This is a genomic window from Ralstonia sp. SA306 (assembly GCF_054792405.1).
In genome coordinates, this window is record NZ_CP096452.1 from 1,827,628 (window position 1) to 1,851,529 (window position 23,902).

A 23,902-nucleotide genomic window follows, 5' to 3' on the forward strand; every position below is an offset into this window, starting at 1 on the left:
CCACTGACTTCACGCTCTGCCGCCAGCCCTGGATGCGCCCGGGCTGGCGTTTTTTTTTCCCCCTCGCAAGCATTCTTGTTTCGTTGCGTAGGCCCAGAAAGACAAAGGCCGGCATCAAGCCGGCCCATGGGAATACACGATTGAACGGCTGTATCAGCCGGCGTGCAGCCAGTCGCGCGCGACGGCAACGTGCCGCTGTGCCACGCCCTCGCCGGCCCTGACGTAGCGTGCGACGTAACTCTGCAGCGGCGCCCAAGCCGCGAGCTTCTGGACAGCCTCGTCAATCGACCCACCGGCGGCGCCATATTCGAGCAACGCCGCAAAAGCCTCGGCGCGGACCATCCTGGCTGCCGCGTCTTCCAGCAACCCGGGCTCGCGCAGGCGCTCGCTCACCAACAGTGCCATCAGCGCGTCAAGCGGCAGCGCCTCTTCGTCCAGGCAACCCAGCGCATAGCGCTCTTGGGCTCGTTGGAAAACGGCGCTGCGTAGCGCTGCCAGCTCGCACAGGCCATCCACCAGTTGGCCCAGACGGCGGCTGTCGCGGTATGAACGCACGGCGTCGGGCGCGATGGCGTTGATATAGCGCTCCATCCAGATGCACAAGGCGTCGCTGCCATATTCGGCGTCATAGGGCTGCAGGCGTGCGCGCCAGCCCTGGCGCAGCGCGATCCAATCCGGTGCAATGCCAGAACCGGCCGTCGCGATGGCGCCGGCTGCGGGTCGCAATTCGGCCAGCCGTGCAGACAGGTGCGCCGGCACATCGACACGGCAGGCTGGCGGCAGATCGCGCAGCGTATCGGGCAAGCCAGCCAAGGCGTAGCAGCCGCGCAAATCCAGGTGCGTCAGCTGCTTCAGATCGCCAACAGACTCGGGCAAGATGCGCAGCGATCCGCAATCGCGCAGGCGCAGCGTACGGAGTTGCGCGCAATGGCCAATGCCCTCCGGCACAGCCACGAGGTTCGACATGCCAGAGACGTCAAGATGCCGCAGCTTGCGCAGTCGGCCGAGTGACTCGGGCAGTGTCGTCATGGCGCTGTTCTCGCGCAAGTCCAACCGTTCCAGTTCGGCCAGGTTGCCCAAGGTATCAGGCAGCACAGAGAGCAGAGGATTGCCACGCAAGTGAAGCTCGCGCAACTGCGAAAGCTGGCCCAGGCTGATCGGCAGTTGCAAGAGCAGTTTGTTGGATGCCAGCGTCAGCGTTTGCAATGCGGCCAGTGTGCCAAGCTCAACCGGCACGATGCGCAGATCCGTGCCCTGCACAACCAGGCGCTCCAGCTTCGGCAGTTGAGACAACGACGAGGGCAGCGCGCGCAGCGGCGAATCCAGCACGACAATCTCCTGCAGCTGCAACAGCTTGCCGATCCGCCCCGGCAACGCTGTCAACCGCGGGTTGCGCGCGAAATGCAGCGCGCTCAGGTTGACCGGCAAACCACCGGACGCCGGCCACTCAAAAAGATCGCAATCATGGACGGTCAGCCGCTCCAGCTCTTCGGCCAGGCACAGGGCGGCAGGCAGGCGCATCACCGGAATACCGTCGAGCACGAGGTGCCGGCTTTTCTGCTGCATGGCCAGCAGCATGCGCGTAGCAGCCAGGGCCAGACCCTGCTCGGTGGGTCGTGCGGTGTCGGTCAACAACGGGCCGCTGTAGCGGTGCAGGCGACGTGCCATCTCCTGCTGCCAACCCGCCACCGCCTCGCATACGGCCAGCCAGCGGCTGGCATCGGTGGGCGGAACGATGGCCCGTAGGCCGTGGCCCTGGGGCATGGCTTGCTGGATGCGCAGAGCATCGCGCGCCGCGCCTGCACGTTGTTGATGCTGCGTGCGTGAAGACGTCGGCGCTGCCTGTCGATCGTGATTCGGCATCGGCACGTGAAATCGGTTGGCGGCTGGCGACGGCTGGGTGTGCCCGGTCCGCACACGCTGCAGCACGCGCCGCAACGCACGCGACAGCTTGTTGGTCACCGAGACACCTGCATCCGCCGCACCCCAGTCGGCACGGCTCTGCGCGACGTTATCGGGCAGCACGGAGGCACTACCGTAATGTGATTGCATGATGGGCCCAAGAGAAGATGAAGTGGCAATAAGCGGCGGGCAACGCGCCCTCTCCGCCTGTTTGCTGATCGTATGGACCACCGCGCAACACGACCTGTGGCAGGACGAACCCGTTGCGCCCGCGGCGAACCGTCGTGCCCATGCACGCTGTTGATACGGTTTCGCTGCAAGCCCGGCAAATTCGCACTGTGCGTGCGCATCGCCCGGCGGGCATTTCTATGATGCGCGCATGCTCGTTACCGGAGATCCGCAATGCATGCCCCATCGTCTCGCATCATGGCTGCGCGGGAGCGTCGCGCAACCACCCATGCAGTACCGCCCACGCGTCGCGAAACCCATCACACCTGGCAGCAGCAGCGCCTGCAACAACGCCACCCCATGACGCGCGCCTGCGCCGGCAGGCAAGACCATGCGCGGGCGTAACCGGCTCGCCGTCGCGCTACGGCGGGGAGTGTTTTTCGTCATTGCCCTGCTGGGCTGCCTGCCCGCGGCGGTCCTGGCCGATTGCATCGACGATGCCGCCGCTTACCACGGCGTCAACGCACAAGTCCTGCGTGCCATCGGCTATCAGGAATCGCACCTGAATCCGCAAGCACACAACCGAAACCGCAACGGCAGTGAAGACCTGGGCATGTTCCAGATCAACACCATCCACCTGCCGGAACTGTCACGCTACGGTATCGGCCGCCAGATGCTCTATGACCCGTGCGTCAGCGCCTATGTGGCCGCATGGCATCTGGCCCGTAAGGTGCAATTGCACGGCAACAGCTGGCATGCCATCGGCGCCTATCACTCGGAGTCCCCAGGGGAAAACGGCATCTATGCCCGTGCGGTGGAAGGCATTCTCACCCGCAAGCTGGCAGCACGCGCGCCGTTGCCGGTTGCCGGGCAAACGCGTGCACAAGAGTCGGCGCCGCAACCGATGCAGGATGGCGCCAAACCCATGCACCCCGTCGTTCTCAAACACGCGGCAGATCAGCCCGCCGAACACAGGATGCATGCATCGACCGTGCCGACGGCAGGTGCAGATGAACACTGGCTCGATGCCATGCTGACCAGCCTGAACCAGAGTGCAAGCTTGCGGGATCGGTTCAGCCGGTAAGCCCGCGCGCTATCGGTTGTTTGCGGGGTCGCCCCCCATACCGCGTCGCGTCTTCGAACTCTGAATTTTTCTCAACTGCCCCGTCGTCAATGGCGGTCCGCTGACGAAACGCTCTATCCTTCCCGGCCACCCCCAAACCAATAAATCGGGTGTCAGCAATACAAGGGGAGCAAGCAAAAATGAAAAAGCGATTTCGTGGAGGAATTGCACATCGGCCTATCCGCCGGTCACTGGTTGCAGGAGCGGCCGCCGCCCTGTGGGCGTGCATGCCGGCTGGGCACGCCGTCGAACTGGGCGTGCTACATCTGCATTCGAACATTGGCCAGCCGCTTGATGCGGAAATCGACTTGACGGGGTTGCGGCCGCACGACGCACAAGCGCTGGTGCTGCAACCCGGCAACCGCGAAACCTACCTTGCCGCCAGCGTGCCTTACGGCGCGAGCGCGACTTCTCTGCGTACGACATTGGTACAGCGGCAAGACGGCTATGTCGTTCGCGTGTACTCGACCGTCCCGCAGGTGGATTCCATCGCGGATATCGTCGTGCGCCTTGCTGGACCAGGTGGAGACACGCTGGCGGCATATACGTTGCTGCTCAGCCCCCCAGGCACGGCAAGCGCCCCCACCACGTTCCTGCAGACGCAACGCAAACCGGCGCCTGCTTCGGGAGTGTCGGCGCCCAGTGCAGCACCAGCACAACGCGCGCAGACGCAAGCAGCGGCAGGCGCATCCACTCCCGCCGTACACGCGACGGCCAGCACTCAGCCGGGCGGCATGCGTCCATCGGCTGCGGCAACCGCCTCGTCTCTACTAGGTGAAGACGACGGACGTGCTGAAGCGGCCTATACCGTCAAAGCGGGCGACAGCCTCTCACGGATCGCGCTCAGCACCGTCCAGGATCGGGCGGACGTTTCTGCCGGGCAGGCCGCGCTGGCGCTTTACCGGAGCAATCCGCACGCCTTCATTGCTGGAAACATCAACGGCCTGCGCGTCGGCGCAGCGCTACGCATGCCACCGGCAGAGGAAATAACCGCGGTGGCAAGAGGTGAGGCCGAACGCCAGATCCGCATGCTGACGCAGGCTGCGGCTAGCGAGCGCACACCACCTGTGCCCGAGGCAAATTCCAACGCCGTCGCCGGCAGTCGGCCGCCTTCGGTGCCAGCCAATGCATCGGACAAGGACACATTGCACCTTTCCGCCACGGGCATGCGCGAGCGGGCAAACGTGGGGCAGCTCAACGAAGAGTTGGTTGCGGCCAGGCAGGCGATCCGTGAACTCGAATCGCGCCTTGCGCAAGTTGAGCAGAATCTGGCCGATATGCGGCGGCTCGCAGCCTTGAAGAATGCGTCGGCACAGCCTGCCGCAGCAACGGCGACGGCGCCGTCCGGGGAAGAGGGCGATGCGCCAGACAGTGGTCTTGCAAGCCGCAGTCCGATTACCCCCGATGACCCGGCACCCTGGAAGCGTGCCCACATCATCGGCCCAGTCTTTGGAGTCTTGCTGGCTTTGCTGATCGCCGCGTCGATGTTCTACCGAATGCGCATGCGCAAGGTTCAATCTGCGCTGGCCGCGATCTACACCCAACTCCACGATAACGGCGATCCACTGACCGAGCGCGGCCCTCGCGCCCCGCGCAATAGCCAGACTGTGTCACCACGGTAGAGCGATGACGGCGAGGAAGTTCAGCAGCAAGACGAGCGCACCGAGAGCCCGTTACGGCTGCGCCACTTGCCGCATGTCCGAGCCTGCGCGGGCCGGCAAGTGCAGGATCGTATGTATGGCGCGTTTTCTCATTCGACGCCTAAGCAGTGAAAACCCGCACGCAAACGTTTTCTTTTCGAGGCGCCGCTACACCTCCACGAGGACGTGCCGATTTAAGGCGAGCCCTTACATTTCCAGCGAAGCGTCAACCTCGCCCGGTCTGGCGTCATATCAGAGCTGGTCTATACGGCGGCGCAAAAGGCACATGCCCCGCGCCCCCGATCGCTGGAGTCGATGGCCCAATCCAACCTGATCGACGTTTGCCCAGCACCAAGCCATGTCCTCCGCGTGCCCTCCGCTTCTGAAAGCCATCCCGATTTGCCTGATCCTGACCGCATGCGGCGGTGGCGGCGATACGGCCACCACGCCGCCCCCAGTGCAACGCAGCCGGGTGCGCCGATCGGAGCACCGGTCGGCCCGGTGGCCCCAACGGCTCCGGCCACTTACACCATTGCGGGAACGACCACGGGCTTGCTCGATTACGGCAGCCTCACGTTGCTTAACAACGGTGCAGATGCGATCGTCCAAGCCGCCGACGGCGGTTTCAGCTTTTCAGTTTCTGTAGCGGCGGGCAGTGCCTACGCTGTCTCCGTCAACGCCCAACCGCTTTGGCAGTCCTGCTCCGTGGCAAACGGTAGCGGGCTGGCCAACGGTAACGTCAATAACGTGAGCGTGAACTGCGCGGTCGCTCAGTCAATGGTGTCCACCATCGCCGGTTCCACCACTGCGGGGTATGTCAACGGCACTGGATCGGCGGCCTCGTTCCGACAGCCGAGCGGTATTGCGCGAGACGCCTCAGGCAACCTTTATGTGGCGGATTTCGGCAACCACGTCATCCGCAAAATCGCACCGGGCGGCGTCGTCACGACCCTGGCAGGCACAGGAAGCCCGGGCCACGTCGATGGCATGGCGGGCAGTGCCAAGTTCGCGACTCCGGTCGGCATTGCGGTGGCAGCCAGCGGCAACATCTATGTGGCGGAGTTCTACGGCAACGATATTCGCAAGATCACGCCAGGCGGCATCGTGACGACGCTTGCCGGTTCGGCAACTGCGGGCAGCGCCGACGGCATCGGCGCGAGCGCCTCATTCAACAACCCGCTCGGCATTGCAGTGGATGCCAACGAAAACGTCTACGTGGCGGATTACAGCAACAACATGATCCGCAAGATCACGCCAGCCGGCGTGGTGACCACGCTGGCCGGCACAACAACAGCGGGCAGCGATAATGGCGCGGCTGCGCTCGCCACCTTCAACGGCCCTTCGGGAATCGCGCTCTCTCCGTCTGGCACGCTGTATGTGACGGAGTGGTTCAACAGCGATATCCGGCAGATCTCATCGTCAGGTGTTGTCACGACACTGGCGGGCTCCGGCGCGACCGGCAGTGATGATGGAGTGGGTACCGCGGCAACGTTCTCGCTACCGGTGGGAATCGTGATCGGTACCAACGGCGTGCTTTATGTCGCCGACGACGGCAACAACTTGATCCGCATGGTGACCCCGGCGGGCGTGGTTGCCACCTTGGCCGGTTCCCTCAACGCGGGAAGCGCCGACGGCGCCGGTAGCACCGCGATGTTCAATCAACCATCCGGGATCGCGGTCGACACCAACGGCAACCTGTACGTCGCCGACCAAGCAAACAACCTGATCCGCAACGTCGCACCCAACCCATAGAGAAGCTCGGCGTACCGCTGCGCACACCCGCCGCGACTTGGAAACGCGTCACGCCCGGCGTCGCTTGGCCACGCCGGGCGCTGAACCGCTCTTGAGACAAAGGCTGTCTCTGGCGGGCCCTTCACTTACTGCACGCCAACACCACCGTACGAAAGGTACTGCCCGAACAGGCGTGCGAACTGGCCGCCGTCGGTGTTGATTGACGTGGAATACGTGCCGCCACCGCTAAAGACGATGGCGAATGTGTGCATGGCGCCGTATTCCCACGGGTTGCGCAGCATGTAGTCGACGTGGTTGTCGCGGTAATGCCCTGGGGTGCCGCCCGGGGTGTCGGATGGAACACCCAGCGGTGTCTGCCACCACAGGATCGGCAGACCATTGCCCAGTGCATCGCGGTAGGCAGAGACGGCGTTCTGCTGCTGGTGGAAGTTGGGCGTCTGGACGTTGTTTTCGTCCAGGTAGAACGGGCCAGTGCGGCCGGTGCATTCGCCTACCGCTGCGGCTTCGAGGCAGCCGGCATCGCGGTCGCTGGTCTGGGCGACGATGAAGTCAGCCGTATTCGCGCCGACTGCCTGCATTTCCTTGCCGATCACGTCCGGCCCGGCATTCCAGAAGGCGGGCGGGAAGCCGAGCAAGGCCTTGGGCGCGTGCCACCGCCCCATCGATACGAGGCACATGCCGATGCCGGCGGCCGTATTGGGGAGCCAGCTGCATTCCTGCTGGTTGTTCACGGAGGCGGCAAGCTGCGCCGGATCATGGTTGGGCGCCTGCGCATACACATAGCCCCAGAAGTCGGGCTCCAGATTCACCAGCACCGACGTGTTCAGATCATTGATGCGTTGATACATCAAGCGCACCTGCGACCAGTAGTTGTTCATGAAATTGGCGTCGTTGATGCCGCTCAAGTTGCCATCGCCGTTGGATGCCATCTGGTAGAGCGTGAACATCGGCGTTGCGCCGAAGCTTTGGACGCGCTGCGCGGTGTAAGTCACGTATGCACCGTCAGTGTTCCAGCTAGGCCAGGCGTTCTGCCCGACGCCAACCAGGTAGGTGTCGATGATGTCCGGGCGAATGCTTTGGGCCTTCATGTCATCGGTCGATTGCCCTGCACCCAGCCCAACCTGCAGGCGCGGCACCCGGCCCATCTTGTTGAGGATGGCGGTTGCGGGGGCGCTGTCGGTGCTCTGCGTGTGCTTGATGCCGTCCTGGCTGGTCTGCGTACCGACGGGCGCACTGGCGGCCGCTTGCGTGCCCGCGCTGCTGCCGGACGTCCCGTCACCTTCGCCACCGCAGCCGAATAGAGCAAGCGAAATCAGCGCAACTGCCGCATACCGCTGAGAAAACCGGCCGACCTTGCCGCGCGAATCTGCTGCAGCGGGCACTTCCCGCACATTGCTTGCACCACGTTCTGTTTTCATTATCCCGACCTCGTCAAATCTATTTAATGTTCAACACGGCGGTGCATATCTACGCCTTCCAAATTTTTACCAAAGACGGGAATAGACTGGTCTACAACGTATTGCACAACCGGTCATCTTCCCGATAAAAACCCTGATGGCGAATGCCAACCGCCAAGGCGAGACTACCATCGCTTTTTGAGCCCGAATGACGGGTGAGGTTAATTGAAGTTTTTTTGAGTGAACCAAATCGATTTTGAAGTATTGATTTGTATTTCTTTCAAAAACTCTATTCACCGAAGTTGCAGCGGCAATGTTTGAGAAGGCAGGCGAGCGTTTCTCGCATGATTGACGTGGCGCTGAAGGCCAGAGCGGCGGGGCCATGCCCCATCAAAAAGAAAGCCCCAGGCAGCTTGTAACCGCCCGGGGCTTCTTGACCGCGCTTCACGGAGGCACGTGAATCATGGCTATCGGCAAGTTTATCGGATCAACGCCCTCCAACGAACGTTGATGAGATTAATTGAACAATGCGCGCATCACTGCCATAAAGTATTCATCATTCAGTGCGCCAAGCGATTTAATAACGCGATCGCGATATTGAATGACCGTTGATCGAACAAGAAGAGCGCGTACCGAGGCCGGTCAATACGGAAGACGCCTGCGGCATTCGATGTGTTTTTCTCCAGTCAGGTGGACGATGTCTCGGATGCACGTGGCTTGGCGGCGGAGGTTGTCGCTGCGGTCGCTTCGGGCAGTACGGCCGCCTTCTGGTGGCTTGAGCCGGAGCCGGTGCTGACTGGCTGCTGCACACGCGGCCCGACAGATCGCGGCTTGGCCTTGCGCTGCCCAAACAGCTTGCTGGACAGACTGCCGGACTTTTTGGGAGCAGAAGCAATGCCGGCCTTCGCATCCATTTGCTGTTTCAGTCGCTCCAGATGCGCGCGGGTGTCGTCGGGTCGCGAGCGCGGCGGAGACATGGCCAGCATGTCGGCAAGCGACGGAGATCGCTGCTCGCGCGGCGGGACGGAAACCGGTTCGCGGTCAGCCTCTTCGTGCGCCGGCTCGATTTCGGATCGCGCACCTTGCACGCTCTGATACAGCGGCGTGCCCGATGACCCCTGGCGCTGCATCGGGCGAGGCGATGGAGGCACGCCGGTTGGGACATGAGTCGCCGCCGGAGGCTCTGGTGTGCTCTGATCTTCCTTCAACTGCGCTTCATACTCCTTGAGCAGCTTGGCGTCGATCGTATCGAACACGATCTGCCGCTCGACCTTGAGCCCGGTGTTCTGCGTCAAGCGCAGCCCCGCGTTGACGTTGAATCCGTCAGCCTCACTGTATTTTTCATAAGCGCGCAAGCCAATCGGCATCCAGGAGTTGGGGGCGTTGATCGTCTTGGTGTATGACGCGGCAAGCTGCTCGTGCAGCTTTGTCTCGCTTTGCGGCGTCACCAGCGAAAGCTGCTGCAGATGGTTGAGCGTTTTCGCAGCGTCCGCGGTGAGTGCCCGGCGCACAAAGAAGGCGTTGTATGGGGTGTCCAGCAGACGCGCGGTATCGAGATTGTCATTGACGGCCTTGAGCCCCTTTGCCTGGCCGCCATCCGGATCGTTCCGGTGCGGATAGGCAAAGAACTTGACCCACTCCTGCTTGGTCGCTTCGACATACCGGGCGTAGTCGTGGAAGCTGTCGAATTCGAAATCGGCCACGGACTTTGTCGGCAGCACATTGTCCCGATCGATCGCCAGGCGCAGCTTCACGTTCGTGCCGCGCTCTTTGACCACCGCGCCACCACCGAACAGATCGGCCGAGGTGTTGCCGATCGTGCCCGTCACTGCTGACGTAGTGAGCCCAAGATTGATCTTGTGCCGGCTCAGTTTTTGCTCGCGCAGGTTAGCAATCCGGTATGTGCCGGTGGCGTCGAGCTGCTTGAATGTCGACAGCCATTGCTTCTCGAACGAGTAGCCGAGGCTTGTGCCGAGGGCGCCTGTCTCCTGCCTGCTCGCGCGGTGTTGGCTGGGGTTCAGAAGCTTGCTGACGGATACGCCGATCCCCACCGACATCTCGCTGCGATGCGCGCGCGTCTTCTGGTTGATCCAACTGATCGAAAGATCCTTCTCGGCGTAGAACTCGCTGGCAAAGGCGTGGAAAAGCGCGTCGGCGTCGGGCATGCCCTCTGGCGAGCGGCGCCGGGCATCCGCGGCCGAGAACATGAAGTCGGTAACGCGCGAGAACAGCGCGCGGACCTCCGCATCTTTAGCCGCCGTCCGGCGCGGGATGCGGACCATGATGCCGGTGGCATCCGTGCGCTCGTGCTCGTACGGATTCACATCAACGTTGGCGCCGGTGCGGCAGCATTTAAACAGCTTGGCGCCAAAGAAGCACCCCGCGCCGATGCGCCCACGGTGGCGCTTTTCCGTGCCGATAAACAGCTCGGCGGCGTGGACGGGGTACGACATGGAGACCGCCGCTTCACGCCCCTTCTCATAGCGCAGATCGACACGGGCATTGCCGGCAACCGGAACGCCAAGCAACCGCTTCTTCGCTTTGACAAGCGCCTTGGTAATGCCCTTGGTACTGAACCCTCCGGTGGTGCCGCGGCTGAACCGGACGGTGTTTCCACCGGGAATCGTCTTCAGGTAGTCCACCAGCATGGCACGCACGCTGTGCTGCGATCTGTCAGGCGGGGCAAGCGGCGGCGCCGTGGCAATTTTTCGAGCGGCTTCCATTGCCTTCTGGAATGGCTCGGCCCGCTCGACGTTCAGGAAGTTCGCCAGCGCATGCAGGTCTTCAAAGCCAAGGCGGACATTGCCAAGATGCTGCCGGACGTTTGCAATCGCCTGTTCCAGGGCCTCCGGAGAGCCCGACGTCACCTTGTGTGCGGCGTCTTCAGTGAACTTGCGAATACGCTGCTCGACATCTTGCGGCAACGCTGCGGGCGAGAATTCGCGGCCGAGCACCAGTTGATGCCCCTGGCGTGCGGCCTGGTGTTCGGGCATCCAGTCATCAAGCGCGACCCGCAGGGCGATCCACTGGCAATGGGTGTCACTCAACGCATTCGGGCGATGGCCCCCCCCTTCTCCGGCGCCAGTCTCAGCGGGCGGGGTGCTACCGCAAAGGCGTTCCATCTCGACAGCGACGGCCTGCACCACCTCGTTGACCGCCGGTTTCGCGAGCTCGGCCATCAACGCTTTCTGCTCGTTCGCCAAGACAGCGCGATCGCCCTGCGCCATGCCATTGCGCGCGGCGGAGAGCGCCGATTTGTGGTTGCTTGGTAATGTCGCGTGCCGGTCGTCGTCCATGCGGTCGACCCATGCAAGCGACTTGAACAGGCGAGCCTTGAACTGGCTCAATTCGGAACCCGGTGCATCGTCGGTGAAGCCGTTGCGCCATGCGACCAGATCACTCTTGTCGGCGGCGCTCAAGGTTGCCGGACCTACACCGTGGATGAGCTTGGCGCTTGCGTCGCTGACGCGCTGGGCGAAGTTCGCGGCGCTCGACACGGCCTCATGCGGAGCGAGCCGCGCAGCAATCAGCGCCTCCGGGGTCGGCTTGGCCTTCAGCGCATCGGCAATCACAGCGCCGGCCTGCAGATGGATTCGCAGGTTGCCTTGATCAGTGGCGCCAAGATTGCGGTTGCCCGTGGCGGCGAGCATGGCCTCGAAATTGCCGGTGGTTGCGGCATGCTGTAAAGCGCCCCACGCAACGGCCCGCCCCGATTCGGCATGCTTGAGCTGCTGGTCGTGTGCGTGCAGGTGGGCCGGCGTCGAAACAACCGAGATCATCGCCTCCTGCGCCTCGCGTATTTTCTCGACGGTGTGGGTGGAGACTTCAACCGCACCCTTTTGCCCGTGCGCAGGCGGTTGCGAGCCGATTTCATCGGCCACCGCTTCGAGCGTGGCCAGGCATGCGGCAGCCGCCTCGGCGTTGCGCGCATCGAACTGCGCGTGGCTGTCGCGCACACCCGGCCAATCGGCGAGGGCCTGCGGCGCATGTCGTGCCGCCCCGCGCATGGCGATGGGGAAATCGCGCACCGTCTGGATGAAAGCCTGCAGCGTCTTGACGTCGATCGCGTGTGACGGCGCCGAAGACTCACCACCCGAACCTGCGGCCGTGGTGCACCGGTTTGCCATCAAGGCCTCGCGCGTCTGCTCCAGCGCGCCACGCAGGCCAAGGATATGAGTGTCGCGCGATGTCTCGGAATGCGTTTTCGCGTTACCGATTTCAGCGCCCAGGTCCGCATGCTTCAGGTAAGAAAAGACGTCGCCATTGAGCGTTGTGGCGTTATCCGGGTCGAGGCGTTCCTTGGCCGATACGAGCGCCAGCGATACCGCCATGGCGACGGCGGGCGAGTGCGCCGCAGCCATCTCCTGCACTCCCGCAACGAATGCCGCCGGTTCGCTGCTGACCTTCGCAGCCAGCGCTTGCCCTTGCGCAGACTCCCAGTAGGCAATGACATCATCGACGTGTTCCAGCGCCTGAGCCGGTTTCGGCTGGCCACCGTGGAGACTGGCGCTGGCATTAGTGATCGCCGAAATCTGGGTGCGCAGCCCTGACATGGCTTGATTGAGCGCCTGCTCCGTTCGACGTGCCGAACCCGAAGGACTACCGGGCTGCGGCGCGTCCCCGCGCGCGGCGGCCATCCGCTCGGCAGATTGCTTGACGTGCGCGAAATCACGCAACGTGGTCGGTCTGCCAGCCCGCGAGTGGGCGCTGAACGGCGTGTTCCAGTCGAGTCGGCTCGCGCCGTCCTTCGTTACGCAACTGAATGTGCTCTTGACTTGCGCACGCAATGCTTGCCCTACCCGCTTCATTACGCCGACGTCAGCCTGCGGTGTGCCCGGCAGCGCGGGCGGGGCAGGCGGGGCCTTCTTCAAACCGGCAAGTTCGCCACGCTGGCGAGACGCCTGTCTGGCAGGTGTGGATGGCGTAGCCGTCTCGCCCGTCACCGCCTGTGACGACGAAGATGTTGAGGCAGGGGCGCGGGACGAGATGCGGGGCAGTTTGAGTGGCATGGGTCAGCAGAGCGCATTGAACCAGGTTGGAACGCGTTCAAGTCTGCTTGCACCAAGGTGAGGCCGGCGTACACCGTCCGAATATGCGGCATCGAAAGCGAAGTTTGGTGGGCCACCGAGGTTGAACGCGCAACCCAGCGGCACACCGAAGCGGGAGATGCGCTTGGTGGCCCTGCGACGCACTCAGTTCCGTAGCGGTGGAAGATTGATGCCTGCATCACGCAAGCGCTGCCACACCTTTTCTTTGTAGACAAAGAGCGGTGAACTGCGCGACGGAGCCTTGTTGGAGAGCGAGAGACTCAGCGGGTTGCGTGCGTCGCCGTTTTCGTAGTCGAAGCGCGCACCCAACTCGATCAGGCACCAGACCACATCCCAGTCCATACCCAGAGCAGCCTTCGTAATGATGGGATCATGGGAGCGGTCGCGCGCATCGAGATCTGCACCAAACGATTTCATCACCTGCAGGCCCTCAATGTCGTGCGAGTTTACAAACCGCATCAGCACTGGGTCCCCATTGGGGCGACGGGTGTCGGGACGACCACCAGCTTGAAACACGGCCATCATGATCTGTCGCCCGTGAGGCTTGGCGCGGAAGTTTTCAACGGCCAGGCCGACTGGCGACGCGCCGTCCTTCGCGATTGCATTGGGATCAGCGCCAGCGTGTAGCAGCGTCAGCACTGATTCCATCTTTTGACGATCGACCGCAATCATCAATGGCGAGACGCCCTGTTTGCTGACGGCGTTGATCGACGCGCCATTGGCAAGGGCACGCGCTATCGCCGAGGGGTCGTTCACGCGGATGGCTTCCTCAAGAGCAGCGTCCGGACCGGAGATGAAGTACACGGGGCGTGTAGAGGGCGTGGCGGCGTAGCTGGGGAAAGCGGCCAAACAAGCGATGAAGGCTGCGCCACCCAGCGTTGCGGCAACAATGGCGCGAAGCTGCGGCGTATGCGTCATGGACGACTCTCCAGAGTCACCGGCCGCAATGTGCGTCTCAGTTTCGGCCGGCGGGATGTAGCCCATGGGCTGAAGCATTCGGATGTCGTTCATTTAGCGCGCCTATTGCAGGGTGGTCTGGCTCCTGCGGCGCCCATTAATGTATCGCTTTTTGTTTAGTCTCCATTTGAATGCTTCGATCTGAAATCACGCTGCACCACTGACAGCATCGTTAGGATGCATCGGGCATGTATGCACAACTCGTGACCAGCAGCCGTCATCTGTACTGGTTGCACATCACGATTCACCAACGGAACGCTCGCCCATTTCTCCAACGACTGAATTTGCCTGGACAAGGCCGGTTGTGAAAGACAGCGCTTGCGTGCGGCGTGGGAAAAGCTTCGTGTTCCCTCAAGCGCAATAAGTGCCTCCAGCCATTTCATTTGCATCGTCGAAACAAACTGCGCCAGTGATGATCAGGGAATGGGATCTCAAGCAGAAGCGGAAACGCACTCCGACGGCGTCTCACTGGCCAACGGCAGATTCTCGGGCAGGGCCAGGCCCACACAATGTCGCGCCAGCACGGCGGTGGGATCCACCAGCACGACGGATTTGCCGTTGGCCAGCGCAAACGCCGTCGTTTCTTCGTAGATGAGCGGCAGTTCGGTGCAGCCGAGGATGATCACCTTGGCGCCGGCCAGTGCGAGGTGCTCGATCGCCTCGCGCAATGACTCGCGACATGCACCATCGACATAGCCGGCCTTCACACCATGCTCGCCGTAGATTGCGGACATGACGCGTTCCTGGAACGGGTCCGTGGGCGCCATCAACGTGATACCGGCTGCCTGGGCAGCCTCGTGATAGACGCCGCTTGCGATCGTGCCGGAGGTTGCCAGCAATCCCACCGGCCGCACGGTGCCGTACTGCGAACGGATAAAAGCGATCGTTTCTGTCAGCATGTTCACGATCGGGATCGCCAAGTAAGGCTGAATGTCCTGGACGAACGCGTGTGCTGTATTGCATGGAATAGCAATTGCGCTCGCGCCCTCAGATTCGAGCCGCTTGCACGTCGCGTAGAGACTGACTGTCGGGTCAGCCTCCTGATGCAGCAAGTGTGCGGTGCGGTCTGGAATCTGAGGGTTCTGCTCCACGACCATCTTGATGTGGTCTTGGTCTCGGCTCGCTGGCGTGCTGCGTACAACTTTGTCCATGAAATCAACCGTGGCTGCCGGACCGACACCGCCGACGATACCCAGCTTGAATACACGGCGTGGCCCCGATGCAGTGAATGACACCGCGTGCTCGGCATAGATGGCGTTGCCGTCCAGCACGGGGTAGCCGCGGCGCTGCAGCACCTGGCAAACCAGCGACAGCTCAGTCACCCCCGGAAGGATCCACTCCACGCCCTGCCGCTGCAGGCTTTCGCATGCATGTGCGAGGTGCTCGACGGCGTGGCCTTCCAGCTTGCCTGCCTTGACACCGTCCTCGCCGTAGATGGCGTTCATGACGAAGGCTTGGTCGAGGCCGCCGGGATAGACGATGTCGTAGCGATCTGCAAAGTACCGCTCGAACAAGCCGGATCGCCGCACAAAATCCGACGCGACCACACCCAGCACGGCGCCTTTGGTGGCGATGCGGTCCACGTGCCGCCGCAACGCCGCCATCATGTCGACAATGGGTACAGTCAGCTCGCTCTGCAGTTCCTCGCGAAAGGTGTGGCTGGCGAAGCATGGCAGCAGGATGGAGTTCACCCCTCGCTGCGCAAGCGACTGGCACATCTGGAATACGTACAGCTTGCGTGCCGTCATGCTGCACGTCACATTCAGTGGTGCACGCACATCTCGAAACGGATGCTGCTCGAATAGGAAGTGGAAGGCATCCTGCTCAGCCAGCACGGGCTCGCTACGTACCAGTTTGAAGAACAGATCGGCGCCGGCCAGCGACCCGAGTCCACCAATCACGCCAAATGTGTGCTGTTTCATGGTTGTCCCCCAACCGTCACACCGAAGGCGTGGCCGAGGTTGCGTGGCGGGGCTCCAGCTCGCGCGGTTGCTCCGCCTGTTCGTACTTCGCCACCACGGCGGTGGCCAGGCTGTTGCCGATCACGTTGGTAGCCGTGCGGCCCATGTCGAAGAACTGGTCGATACCGATGATCAGCAGCAGACCCGCTTCCGGCAGGTGGAACATCGGTAGCGTGGCCGCCACCACCACCAGCGAGGCACGCGCCACGCCGGCCATCCCCTTGCTCGTGAGCATCAGCACCAGCAGCAGCGTGACCTGCTGGGTGAAGCTCATTTGAATATTGTAGGCCTGCGCGATGAACAACACCGCGAACGCCTGGTACATCATCGAGCCATCCAGGTTGAACGAATACCCCAGCGGCAGCACGAAGCTGGAGATGCGCTTGGGCACACCAAAGCGGTCCAGCGCCTCGATCGTCTTCGGGTAAGCGGATTCGCTGCTTGCGGTAGCAAACGCCAGCAGCGTCGGCTCACGAATCAGCCCCAGCAGACGGCCCAGCGAGCGGCCCAGCAGCACGTAGCCGACGAAGAACAGGATCGACCACAGCAGCGCCAGACCCAGGTAGAACTCGCCGATCAGCTTGCCGTAGGTCCACAGCACGCCCACGCCTTCCACCGTGATGGCAGCGGCCATGGCGGCAAATACGCCCAGCGGCGCAAAGCGCATCACGTAGTCGGTAATGCGGAACATCAGCTTGGTCAACTCTTCCAGGCCACGGCCGATCACGCTGTCCATCGGGTTCTTCATCGTCGACAGCGCCGCGCCGAAGAACAGCGAGAACACCAGGATCTGCAGGATCTCGTTGGTGGCCATGGCCTCCACGATGCTGCGCGGGAACACGTGCGTAATGAAGGCCTTGAGCGTGAAATCACCCGTCTTCAGGCCCGACGTGGCCGACACATCCGGCAGCGCGAGGTTCATGTGCACGCCCGGCTGGAAGAAGTTGACCAGCAGCATGCCCAGCGCCAGCGACGTGGCCGACGCACATACAAACCAGATCATCGCGCGCAGTCCCACGCGGCCGACCGAGCGGCCGCCGCTCATGCTCGCCAGGCCCGTCACCAGCGTCGAGAACACCAACGGCGCGATGATCATCTTGATCATGCGCAGGAAGATGTCGGTGATGATGCTGAAGTACGAAGCGATGTCCTTGGCCGCTGCGGCGTCCTTGGCGTATTCGTGGCAACCCCAGCCGACGGCAACGCCTAGCAGCATTGCCAGACTGATATGGGTCGTCAAGCGTCTGGTATTCATGTTCCCCCCTTTTTGTGCACGGCCGGTCGCTCCGGCTCAGTGCGCTGTCTCTGTGGTCTTCTTCTCGTAAGTCGCCATCATGATGCCGCCCATGTTAGGCAAACAGGGCCCACTGGTTATGAGGATGTGGACTGGGCCGATGCGCATTCGGAATACTTTTCGCACCGAATGCGATCCATCATCTAGGGCATGCAGGAAGCGATATCGGATCGTTGCTCAGCCGGCCACGACCCCTAACGATCGAGGCCCGGAAAAATGCAGTTGAAATGGATCGAAGACCTACTGGTGCTTGCCGAGACAAAGCGCTTTTCTCGTGCCGCAGAACTACGCCGCATTACGCAATCAGCGCTATCGCGACGCATTCGAACACTTGAGGAATGGGTAGGCGTTGAACTGGTGGACCGTGGCACCTATCCAGTGGAGCTGACACTGGCGGGGCTGAGCTTCTCTGACCAAGCCAGAGAGGCGATCGATATCCTGCGTGAGCAACGCACAGTCTTGCGCGCCGGTAGACGCATGCCTGGTTGCTCAATTCAACTGGTCGCCGGACACACCTTGTCGACGTCGTTCCTGCCGCGGTGGCTCAAGCAGTTCCAGCAACGTCACGCGTACATCAGCCCCTTCAACGCACAGGTGGTCGCCACCAACGTCCACGACGCTGTCATTTCGCTGGCGGAAGGGCAGTGCGATCTGATGGTGTGCTACGAACACCCAAGTGTGCCGATCATGCTCGACAAGGGAAAGTTCATCAGCCTCTCGCTTGGGAGAGAACGTTTTCTGCCCATCTCGGCACCGACCTCGCTAGGCAAACCGGAATTCGCCCTGCCCGGCAATCCAACCCATCCCATTCCCCACCTTGCCTATACCGCTGAGACGTTCTTGGGCAAGGTGGCCGACGCGGTACTCAACCAGGCGGTCGCTCCGTGTCACCTCGACCGCTGCTATGAAGCCGATATGGCGCTCTTGCTGGTGCGATGGTCAAGCAGGGCTACGGCGTCGCATGACTGCCAGAAAGCGCCGTTGCGGAGGGCCTCGCCGGCAAAGATCTGGTCCAGGCCGCGGATGAAACCTGGACCACAGCCCTGGAGATACGGGCATTTCGCGCGGTGGGCAATACCAATAAAACGCTTCAGGAGATGTGGATCTCCCTGGAGCGGGACAGAAAACAGATGACGTCCGTTTAAGGGCGCTCCGAGCACAATTTTTCGGCACCCAAAACACACCATGCCGAAGTTGCGCTGTCGCATTCGTCGGAGTCTTGCTGGCGACACGGCAAGGGCAACCGACTTTTTTTGGGGGAGGAAACTCGCTATGCCACTGTTGTTCTCACGGGCGCGACCAATCGCAGCGCCGGTCGTCGTTTTGCTGTCCATCTTCGCGCCCGGGCTCGCCCTGGCCTCTTCCACGCCGGTGCTTGACCGCATCCGCGATACGGGCACCATCCGCCTCGCATACCGCGAGAGCTCCGTGCCGTTCTCGTTCTACGATACCGACAAGAAGCCCGTCGGCTATGCCATGGATCTATGCCTGCGGGTGGTCGACAAACTGCGCACCGACCTCAAGCGGCCGGACCTGAAGGTGCAGTACGTGATGGTGACGCCCTCCTCGCGCATCCCCGCCATTGCCGAGGGCAAGGCCGACCTCGAATGCGGCTCGACCACCAACACGCGTGAACGACGCGAGAAAGTGGCGTTCACCATCCCGCACTACATCGCGGGCAGCCGGATGATCGTGAAAACATCGTCGGGCATCCTGAAGTGGGACGACCTGCGCGGCAAGACTGCGGTGTCCACCAAAGGCACCACCAACATCACCGAACTGCGCAAGGTGAATGATGCACGCGTGCTGGGCATGAAGATTCTCGAAGCGAAAGACCATGCCGAAGCCTTTGCCATGGTTGAGAGTGGCAAGGCCGATGCCTTTGCTATGGACGACGTGCTGCTCTACGGTTTTCGCGCCAACGCCAGGAACCCGGGCGACTATGCCGTCGTTGGAGACATGCTGACGGTCGAGCCCTACGCAATCATGCTCAGCAAAGACGACGCTGAGTTCAAGCACCTGGTTGATCGCGCGATGACCAACATCATCCTCGACTACGACGCCGAGAAGCTCTACAGGAAGTGGTTCCTCCAGCCGATTCCGCCCAACGGGGTGAGGCTGGATATCCCGATGAACTTCCTATTGCGCGACTCGTTCAAGTATCCGAGCGACAAGACCGCCGATTGAGCGTTGAATCGAATACTGCCATCGCCTCCCTTTGGTGCCAACGATGCATTCTTTGCATAGCGCTAAAGCCGCGGGGGCCTTGGATCGATTAGCGTGTAACCAGCCGGGCCTCTCTGCCGGCGGCACCTCACCGACTCTTCAAGAGGCTGTTCATGTTTGCTTCCATTCGAACGAAGATTCAACTGGCGTGTGTGACCATCGTGGTCTGCGCGCTGGGCCTGGCGGGCGGTCTCAACTATCTGGTCGCACAGGCTCACAATGCGCAGGCCATCCAATCGAATCTGCAATCTGTCGCAAACGGACACGCAACGGGTATCGACGACTGGATTGCCAGCAAACTGCAAATGATCGTCGCGCTTCAGGATGCGGCGCTGTCAGACGATCCGGTTCCCATGTTCCAGACCGTAGCCAAGGCGGGTGGACTGATCAAGGTGTATGTCGGCTACCCCGACAAGTCGTACAAATTCTCGAACCCCGAAGGCATTCCGCCCACGTATGACCCGACCGCGCGCCCCTGGTACAAGCAGGCGGTGGAGGCCGGCAAGCCCGTGGTGACGCCGCCGTACGTGAGCGCCAGCACCGGCCAGCTCGTCGTGACCTTCGCGGTGCCCATTCTGGACGGCAGTACCCTCAAGGGCGTGATTGGCGGCGACGTGGCGATGGACAGCGTAATCGCCAACGTCAAGGCCATTCATCCGACGCCGGCCAGCTTCGGCTTCCTCGTCAACGCGGCCGGCAAGATCGTCGCGCACCCGAATGACAAGCTCACGCTCAAGCCGGCGACCGATCTGTCGGCAGGGCTGAACGAAGCCACGCTGGCATCGCTGGCGCAAGCGGAGAAGCCGGTGGAAGTGTCAGTGGATGGCGCATCCAAGCTGCTCTACCGCCAGGGCGTGAAGGGCACCGACTGGGGTCTGGTCGTGGCGCTGGACAAGTCTGATGCCACGGCCGGCATGCGCTCACTGGTGATGACGTCGATTGGCGCGCTGGTGGGCGTGGCCATCGTTGCCGCACTCATCGTCGGCGCAATGACTTCGCGTGCGTTCCGCCGCCTGTCGATGATCCGCGATGCCATGGACGACATCGGCTCGGGCAGCGGTGACCTCACCAAGCGTCTGCTGTCGGATGGCGAAGACGAAGTCGCGCAGATCGCCCGCTCGTTCAATACGTTTGCCGACAAGCTGACGGCGGTGATGCAGCAGATCCGCCTGGGCAGCGATTCGGTGCGCTCGGCGGCGCAAGAAATTGCCGCTGGCAATGCAGACCTGTCGCAGCGCACGGAAGAACAAGCCAGCTCGCTGGAAGAAACCGCGTCGAGCATGGAAGAGCTGACGAGCATCGTGAAGCAGAACGCCGATAACGCGCGTCAGGCCAGCCAGCTTGCCGTGACGGCGTCGGACGTTGCCACGCGCGGCGGCAACGTGGTCGGCCAGGTGGTGCAAACCATGGGCGGCATCAACGAGAGCAGCAAGAAGATTGCCGACATCATCGGCGTGATCGAAAGCATTGCCTTCCAGACCAACATCCTGGCGCTGAACGCTGCGGTGGAAGCCGCGCGGGCCGGCGAGCAAGGCCGCGGCTTTGCGGTGGTGGCTAGCGAAGTGCGCAGCCTGGCGCAGCGCTCGGCGGGCGCGGCGAAGGAAATCAAGGCGCTGATTCACGACTCGGTGGATCGTGTGAGCAACGGCACGGCGCTGGTGGACCAGGCCGGCGTGACGATGGCAGAGATCGTCGATGCGGTGAAGCGCGTGACCGACATCATGGGCGAGATTTCGTCAGCGTCGGAAGAGCAGAGCAGCGGCATCGAGCAGGTCAACCAGGCCGTCAACCAGATGGACCAGGTGACGCAGCAGAACGCCGCACTGGTCGAGCAGGCCGCGGCCGCTGCGGAGTCGCTGGAAGAACAGGCCCTCAACCTGAACGAGGCGGTAGGAATGTTCCGGCTCTCACGTCAGTGACCAGGGGCTGCGGCGTACCGCATGTTGATCGGCGCGGCGTCGGTATTCGCGGTCGGGCTCGATTCAAAGTGCCGGTGCGAAATGGTCAAGAAGGCTGACCGCCATTCCTCAAATTTCTTCAAACAGATTTCACGTTACTCGGAGGGGTCGCGCTTTGGCGCGCATCGTATTTTACTAACAGCAGACAAAAGAACCTGTACCAGAATCACTGCTAAGCAATTGATTTTGTTGAGTCACGCAGAAAGTGGCAAGAGAAAAGTCTGTACCAACAAGACGCTTGAACAGACAAATGACGCACACAAAGTCTGGCCACCCGCATGGCGCCTAGTTTGCCAGGCATTCGGGTTCGTCAAAGAGGCTATCGAGCTCCGGCAACGCCCGAATCGGACGTGCGAAGAGATAGCGCTGCAAAAAGCTCAGGATCAAACCAGTTCGAGGACATCACCTGCACGATGCGGCCGCAGTGCGAAGCTGAACTGCGCTTGCAAGGACGGGCGATGCAGAAACCGTACTGGATCTTTGGCCATCTCCAACACTAGGCCCGCCCTCGGGGATCTTCGCTTGCTAGCGAAAGCACGAGGTCGATTTCGAACGCTATGCGGACAAACGTATAGACGTTGCGATGCATAAAAAGAGAGCGCCGATTTGCATCGACGCTCTAATCCAAAGCGCTCTCAGAGATAAAAGCGCCTAGAGACACAGCGGAATCTTCGCGATGGTCATCTGCCTACTCAACACGTACCCAATGCTGGTTGCGGGAAAAAAAAGATCTAGCCGCGCACTTCGAAAACGCTCCCCCGATCGAGAGGTTTGAGCCGAACACCGTACACCTCGCCATTGATATGATATTTATCATATTTTGATCCAAAAAAAATGTACTCCCGTCCGTGCCGGCGCGCCTTGTTAGACATCGCCGGCAGAAGTGACTTGCTTCAATGCAGCCGCAAGTAGCGCGTCGGAGAGCTTTGGGTCGTCGACAGCACGTGCAAGCGTCAACGTGCCGACCATCAGCGCCACGGTGACCAGTGCATGTTCGTGCGCACTCGGTTGCCCCCAATCTGGCAACTGCCGGGCAACAAGATCGATCATCTCCTTGATGCGACGCGTTGCGGCACGCCGGACCTCTGGTGCCTGACGCGGCATTTCCGAGGCGAGCGCGGCGGTTCCACAGCCGGTTTCCACGCCCTCAACGTGCTCTTTCGAGAGATAAGCTTGCGCCATCGCCCGCAGCACTTCCTGAGGTGGCGTGGTGGCAGCGATGTGCTCCATGAGCGCCACGCCCTCTGCTCCCGCCTGGTCGGCTGCCTCTGCAAGCATCGCTTCACGGGATTCGAAGTGCGCGTAGAAACCTCCGTGCGTCAGCCCAGCATCCTTCATGATGTCGGCCACGCTAGTGCCGTTGTAGCCACTTCGTCTAATCGCGCGCGCGGCGGCCCCGACAATGCGCTGGTGGGTGACTTCCTTGGCAGTTGGGGTAGTTCTTTTCATATGATGAGCAGCATATTCGAATGCTGTGTCCAGTGCAAGCAGACGTCTCGCTCGGCACGGGCGACGTGGCCGCACGGAGATCGGCGAGCGAAGCCGGGCGCCCCACGCTTTGCTGCAAAGACGTGCATGTAGATGCGACCCGGGCAACGTTGACCACGCAATCGGCGCTTGGGCCCGTGACCAGCACAACGAAGCTCAAGATCAATCCCCTGATCTCTCTGCTGTCCGTCGGTTATGAGTTCTGACTGCTGCCTGGTATCGGGCCGGCGCGATGCCGGCCAAGCGCACTTCACCTCACTACCTGCCGGCTGAGGCACCAGCCGGCGGCAACAGGCATGCCCAGCACACTGCACCACAAACTCACCTTGACAGTCGATTATCCGGAACATATGATGATCATCATATTTACGGTGCCAATCAATGAAGCCCACGTTCAACAGCCGCAAGAAAGACACGCACGAGCGCATCGTGGCTGCGGCTGCACACGTCATCCGCAGCCACGGCTACGCTGGGGTGAGCGTGGCAGAAGTGATGAAGAAGGCGGGATATACGCATGGCGGCTTCTACGCGCATTTCAAATCGCGCGATGCGCTGCTTGTGGAGGCGCTTGACTGCGCTAGCCAAGACATTGCTGTTGAAGCGGCGCGTGTGGCTCGGCTGCGCGCTGGCGCGGGCGCTAGCGAATTTCGCTGTCTTGTCGAAGCTTATCTGGCTGATCAATACCTTGGCACGTTGGAGAACGGCTGCCCGATCGCTGCGCTTGCCGCCGAAATGCCGCGGCAATCGCAGGCTGTGCGTGGAGCGTCTATGGCCAGGGTGCACCAACTCATCGCTGCAGTACGTTCAACACTTCCCGAATCGTACCGCGCGATGGCGAGCGTGATTACAGGCTCGCTAGTCGGCACGTTGCAACTTGCCCGTGCCCTGGGCGACACCCCGCAGGGGCGGGAAGTGCTCTCGGCGACCCGTGAATCGCTCCTCCGACTCTACGACACATCTGTACCTGCTCACTGAAATACTCGACCGT

17 protein-coding genes are annotated in these 23,902 nt (G+C 61.9%); 9 read left to right on the forward strand and 8 right to left on the reverse strand.

Annotated features, from left to right (window positions below; translation table 11 throughout):
• Window positions 1-153: 153 nt before the first annotated feature.
• The gene (locus M1D44_RS24720; RefSeq protein WP_316852674.1) at window positions 154-2,052 is read right to left on the reverse strand and encodes a leucine-rich repeat domain-containing protein; all 1,899 of its coding nucleotides are present in this window, start codon (window positions 2,050-2,052) and stop codon (window positions 154-156) included.
• A gap of 409 nt (window positions 2,053-2,461) precedes the next feature.
• On the opposite strand from M1D44_RS24720, the gene M1D44_RS24725 reads away from it, so the two are divergent.
• From M1D44_RS24725 to M1D44_RS24735, 3 genes are all read left to right on the forward strand, one after another.
• Window positions 2,462-3,154 (forward strand): lytic transglycosylase domain-containing protein, encoded by a 693-nt coding sequence (locus tag M1D44_RS24725; protein ID WP_316683462.1) that lies wholly within the window; start codon window positions 2,462-2,464, stop codon window positions 3,152-3,154.
• Between the two features lie 266 nt (window positions 3,155-3,420).
• Window positions 3,421-4,815: a type IV pilus assembly protein FimV gene (locus M1D44_RS24730; protein ID WP_316852675.1), complete on the forward strand. Its 1,395-nt coding sequence runs from the start codon at window positions 3,421-3,423 to the stop codon at window positions 4,813-4,815.
• Window positions 4,816-5,148: 333 nt separating this feature from the next.
• Window positions 5,149-6,585, forward strand: a complete 1,437-nt coding sequence (locus M1D44_RS24735) for an NHL repeat-containing protein (RefSeq protein ID WP_461241615.1) — start codon at window positions 5,149-5,151, stop codon at window positions 6,583-6,585.
• Between the two features lie 125 nt (window positions 6,586-6,710).
• Here the strand turns inward: M1D44_RS24735 and M1D44_RS24740 are convergent, their stop codons facing one another.
• On the reverse strand, window positions 6,711-8,003 hold the full coding sequence (locus M1D44_RS24740; protein ID WP_316852677.1) for a hypothetical protein: 1,293 nt from the start codon (window positions 8,001-8,003) through the stop codon (window positions 6,711-6,713).
• A 665-nt stretch (window positions 8,004-8,668) separates the two neighbouring features.
• Window positions 8,669-11,554, reverse strand: a complete 2,886-nt coding sequence (locus M1D44_RS24745) for a hypothetical protein (RefSeq protein WP_439007791.1) — start codon at window positions 11,552-11,554, stop codon at window positions 8,669-8,671.
• A gap of 147 nt (window positions 11,555-11,701) precedes the next feature.
• Here M1D44_RS24745 and M1D44_RS24750 point away from each other — a divergent pair, with 147 nt between their 5' ends.
• Window positions 11,702-12,055, forward strand: a complete 354-nt coding sequence (locus M1D44_RS24750; protein WP_162634479.1) for a hypothetical protein — start codon at window positions 11,702-11,704, stop codon at window positions 12,053-12,055.
• 123 nt (window positions 12,056-12,178) lie between these two features.
• Window positions 12,179-12,532, forward strand: a complete 354-nt coding sequence (locus M1D44_RS24755) for a hypothetical protein (protein ID WP_316852680.1) — start codon at window positions 12,179-12,181, stop codon at window positions 12,530-12,532.
• Between the two features lie 642 nt (window positions 12,533-13,174).
• Here M1D44_RS24755 and M1D44_RS24760 read toward each other — a convergent pair.
• From M1D44_RS24760 to M1D44_RS24775, 4 genes are all read right to left on the reverse strand, one after another.
• Entirely contained in the window at window positions 13,175-14,041 is an 867-nt protein-coding gene (locus tag M1D44_RS24760; protein ID WP_316852681.1) for an ankyrin repeat domain-containing protein, read from the reverse strand.
• 62 nt (window positions 14,042-14,103) lie between these two features.
• On the reverse strand, window positions 14,104-14,376 hold the full coding sequence (locus M1D44_RS24765) for a LysR family transcriptional regulator (RefSeq protein ID WP_428984192.1): 273 nt from the start codon (window positions 14,374-14,376) through the stop codon (window positions 14,104-14,106).
• Between the two features lie 42 nt (window positions 14,377-14,418).
• The gene (gene cuyB, locus M1D44_RS24770; RefSeq protein ID WP_316852682.1) at window positions 14,419-15,909 is read right to left on the reverse strand and encodes a cysteate racemase; all 1,491 of its coding nucleotides are present in this window, start codon (window positions 15,907-15,909) and stop codon (window positions 14,419-14,421) included.
• 16 nt (window positions 15,910-15,925) lie between these two features.
• Window positions 15,926-17,203: a dicarboxylate/amino acid:cation symporter gene (locus M1D44_RS24775; RefSeq protein WP_316852683.1), complete on the reverse strand. Its 1,278-nt coding sequence runs from the start codon at window positions 17,201-17,203 to the stop codon at window positions 15,926-15,928.
• Window positions 17,204-17,464: 261 nt separating this feature from the next.
• Here M1D44_RS24775 and M1D44_RS24780 point away from each other — a divergent pair, with 261 nt between their 5' ends.
• The 3 genes from M1D44_RS24780 (at window position 17,465) to M1D44_RS24790 (ending at window position 21,387) form a co-directional block, all read left to right on the forward strand.
• Entirely contained in the window at window positions 17,465-18,376 is a 912-nt protein-coding gene (locus tag M1D44_RS24780) for a LysR family transcriptional regulator (RefSeq protein WP_316852684.1), read from the forward strand.
• Window positions 18,377-18,514: 138 nt separating this feature from the next.
• Complete coding sequence (locus tag M1D44_RS24785) at window positions 18,515-19,429, forward strand: amino acid ABC transporter substrate-binding protein (RefSeq protein ID WP_316852685.1); 915 nt, start codon at window positions 18,515-18,517, stop codon at window positions 19,427-19,429.
• 152 nt (window positions 19,430-19,581) lie between these two features.
• On the forward strand, window positions 19,582-21,387 hold the full coding sequence (locus M1D44_RS24790; protein WP_461241616.1) for a methyl-accepting chemotaxis protein: 1,806 nt from the start codon (window positions 19,582-19,584) through the stop codon (window positions 21,385-21,387).
• A gap of 903 nt (window positions 21,388-22,290) precedes the next feature.
• Here M1D44_RS24790 and M1D44_RS24795 read toward each other — a convergent pair.
• On the reverse strand, window positions 22,291-22,875 hold the full coding sequence (locus M1D44_RS24795; protein WP_024978126.1) for a TetR/AcrR family transcriptional regulator: 585 nt from the start codon (window positions 22,873-22,875) through the stop codon (window positions 22,291-22,293).
• Window positions 22,876-23,295: 420 nt separating this feature from the next.
• Between M1D44_RS24795 and M1D44_RS24800 the strand changes: the two genes are divergently transcribed.
• Window positions 23,296-23,889, forward strand: a complete 594-nt coding sequence (locus tag M1D44_RS24800; RefSeq protein ID WP_439004738.1) for a TetR/AcrR family transcriptional regulator — start codon at window positions 23,296-23,298, stop codon at window positions 23,887-23,889.
• The last annotated feature ends 13 nt before the right edge of the window (window positions 23,890-23,902 follow it).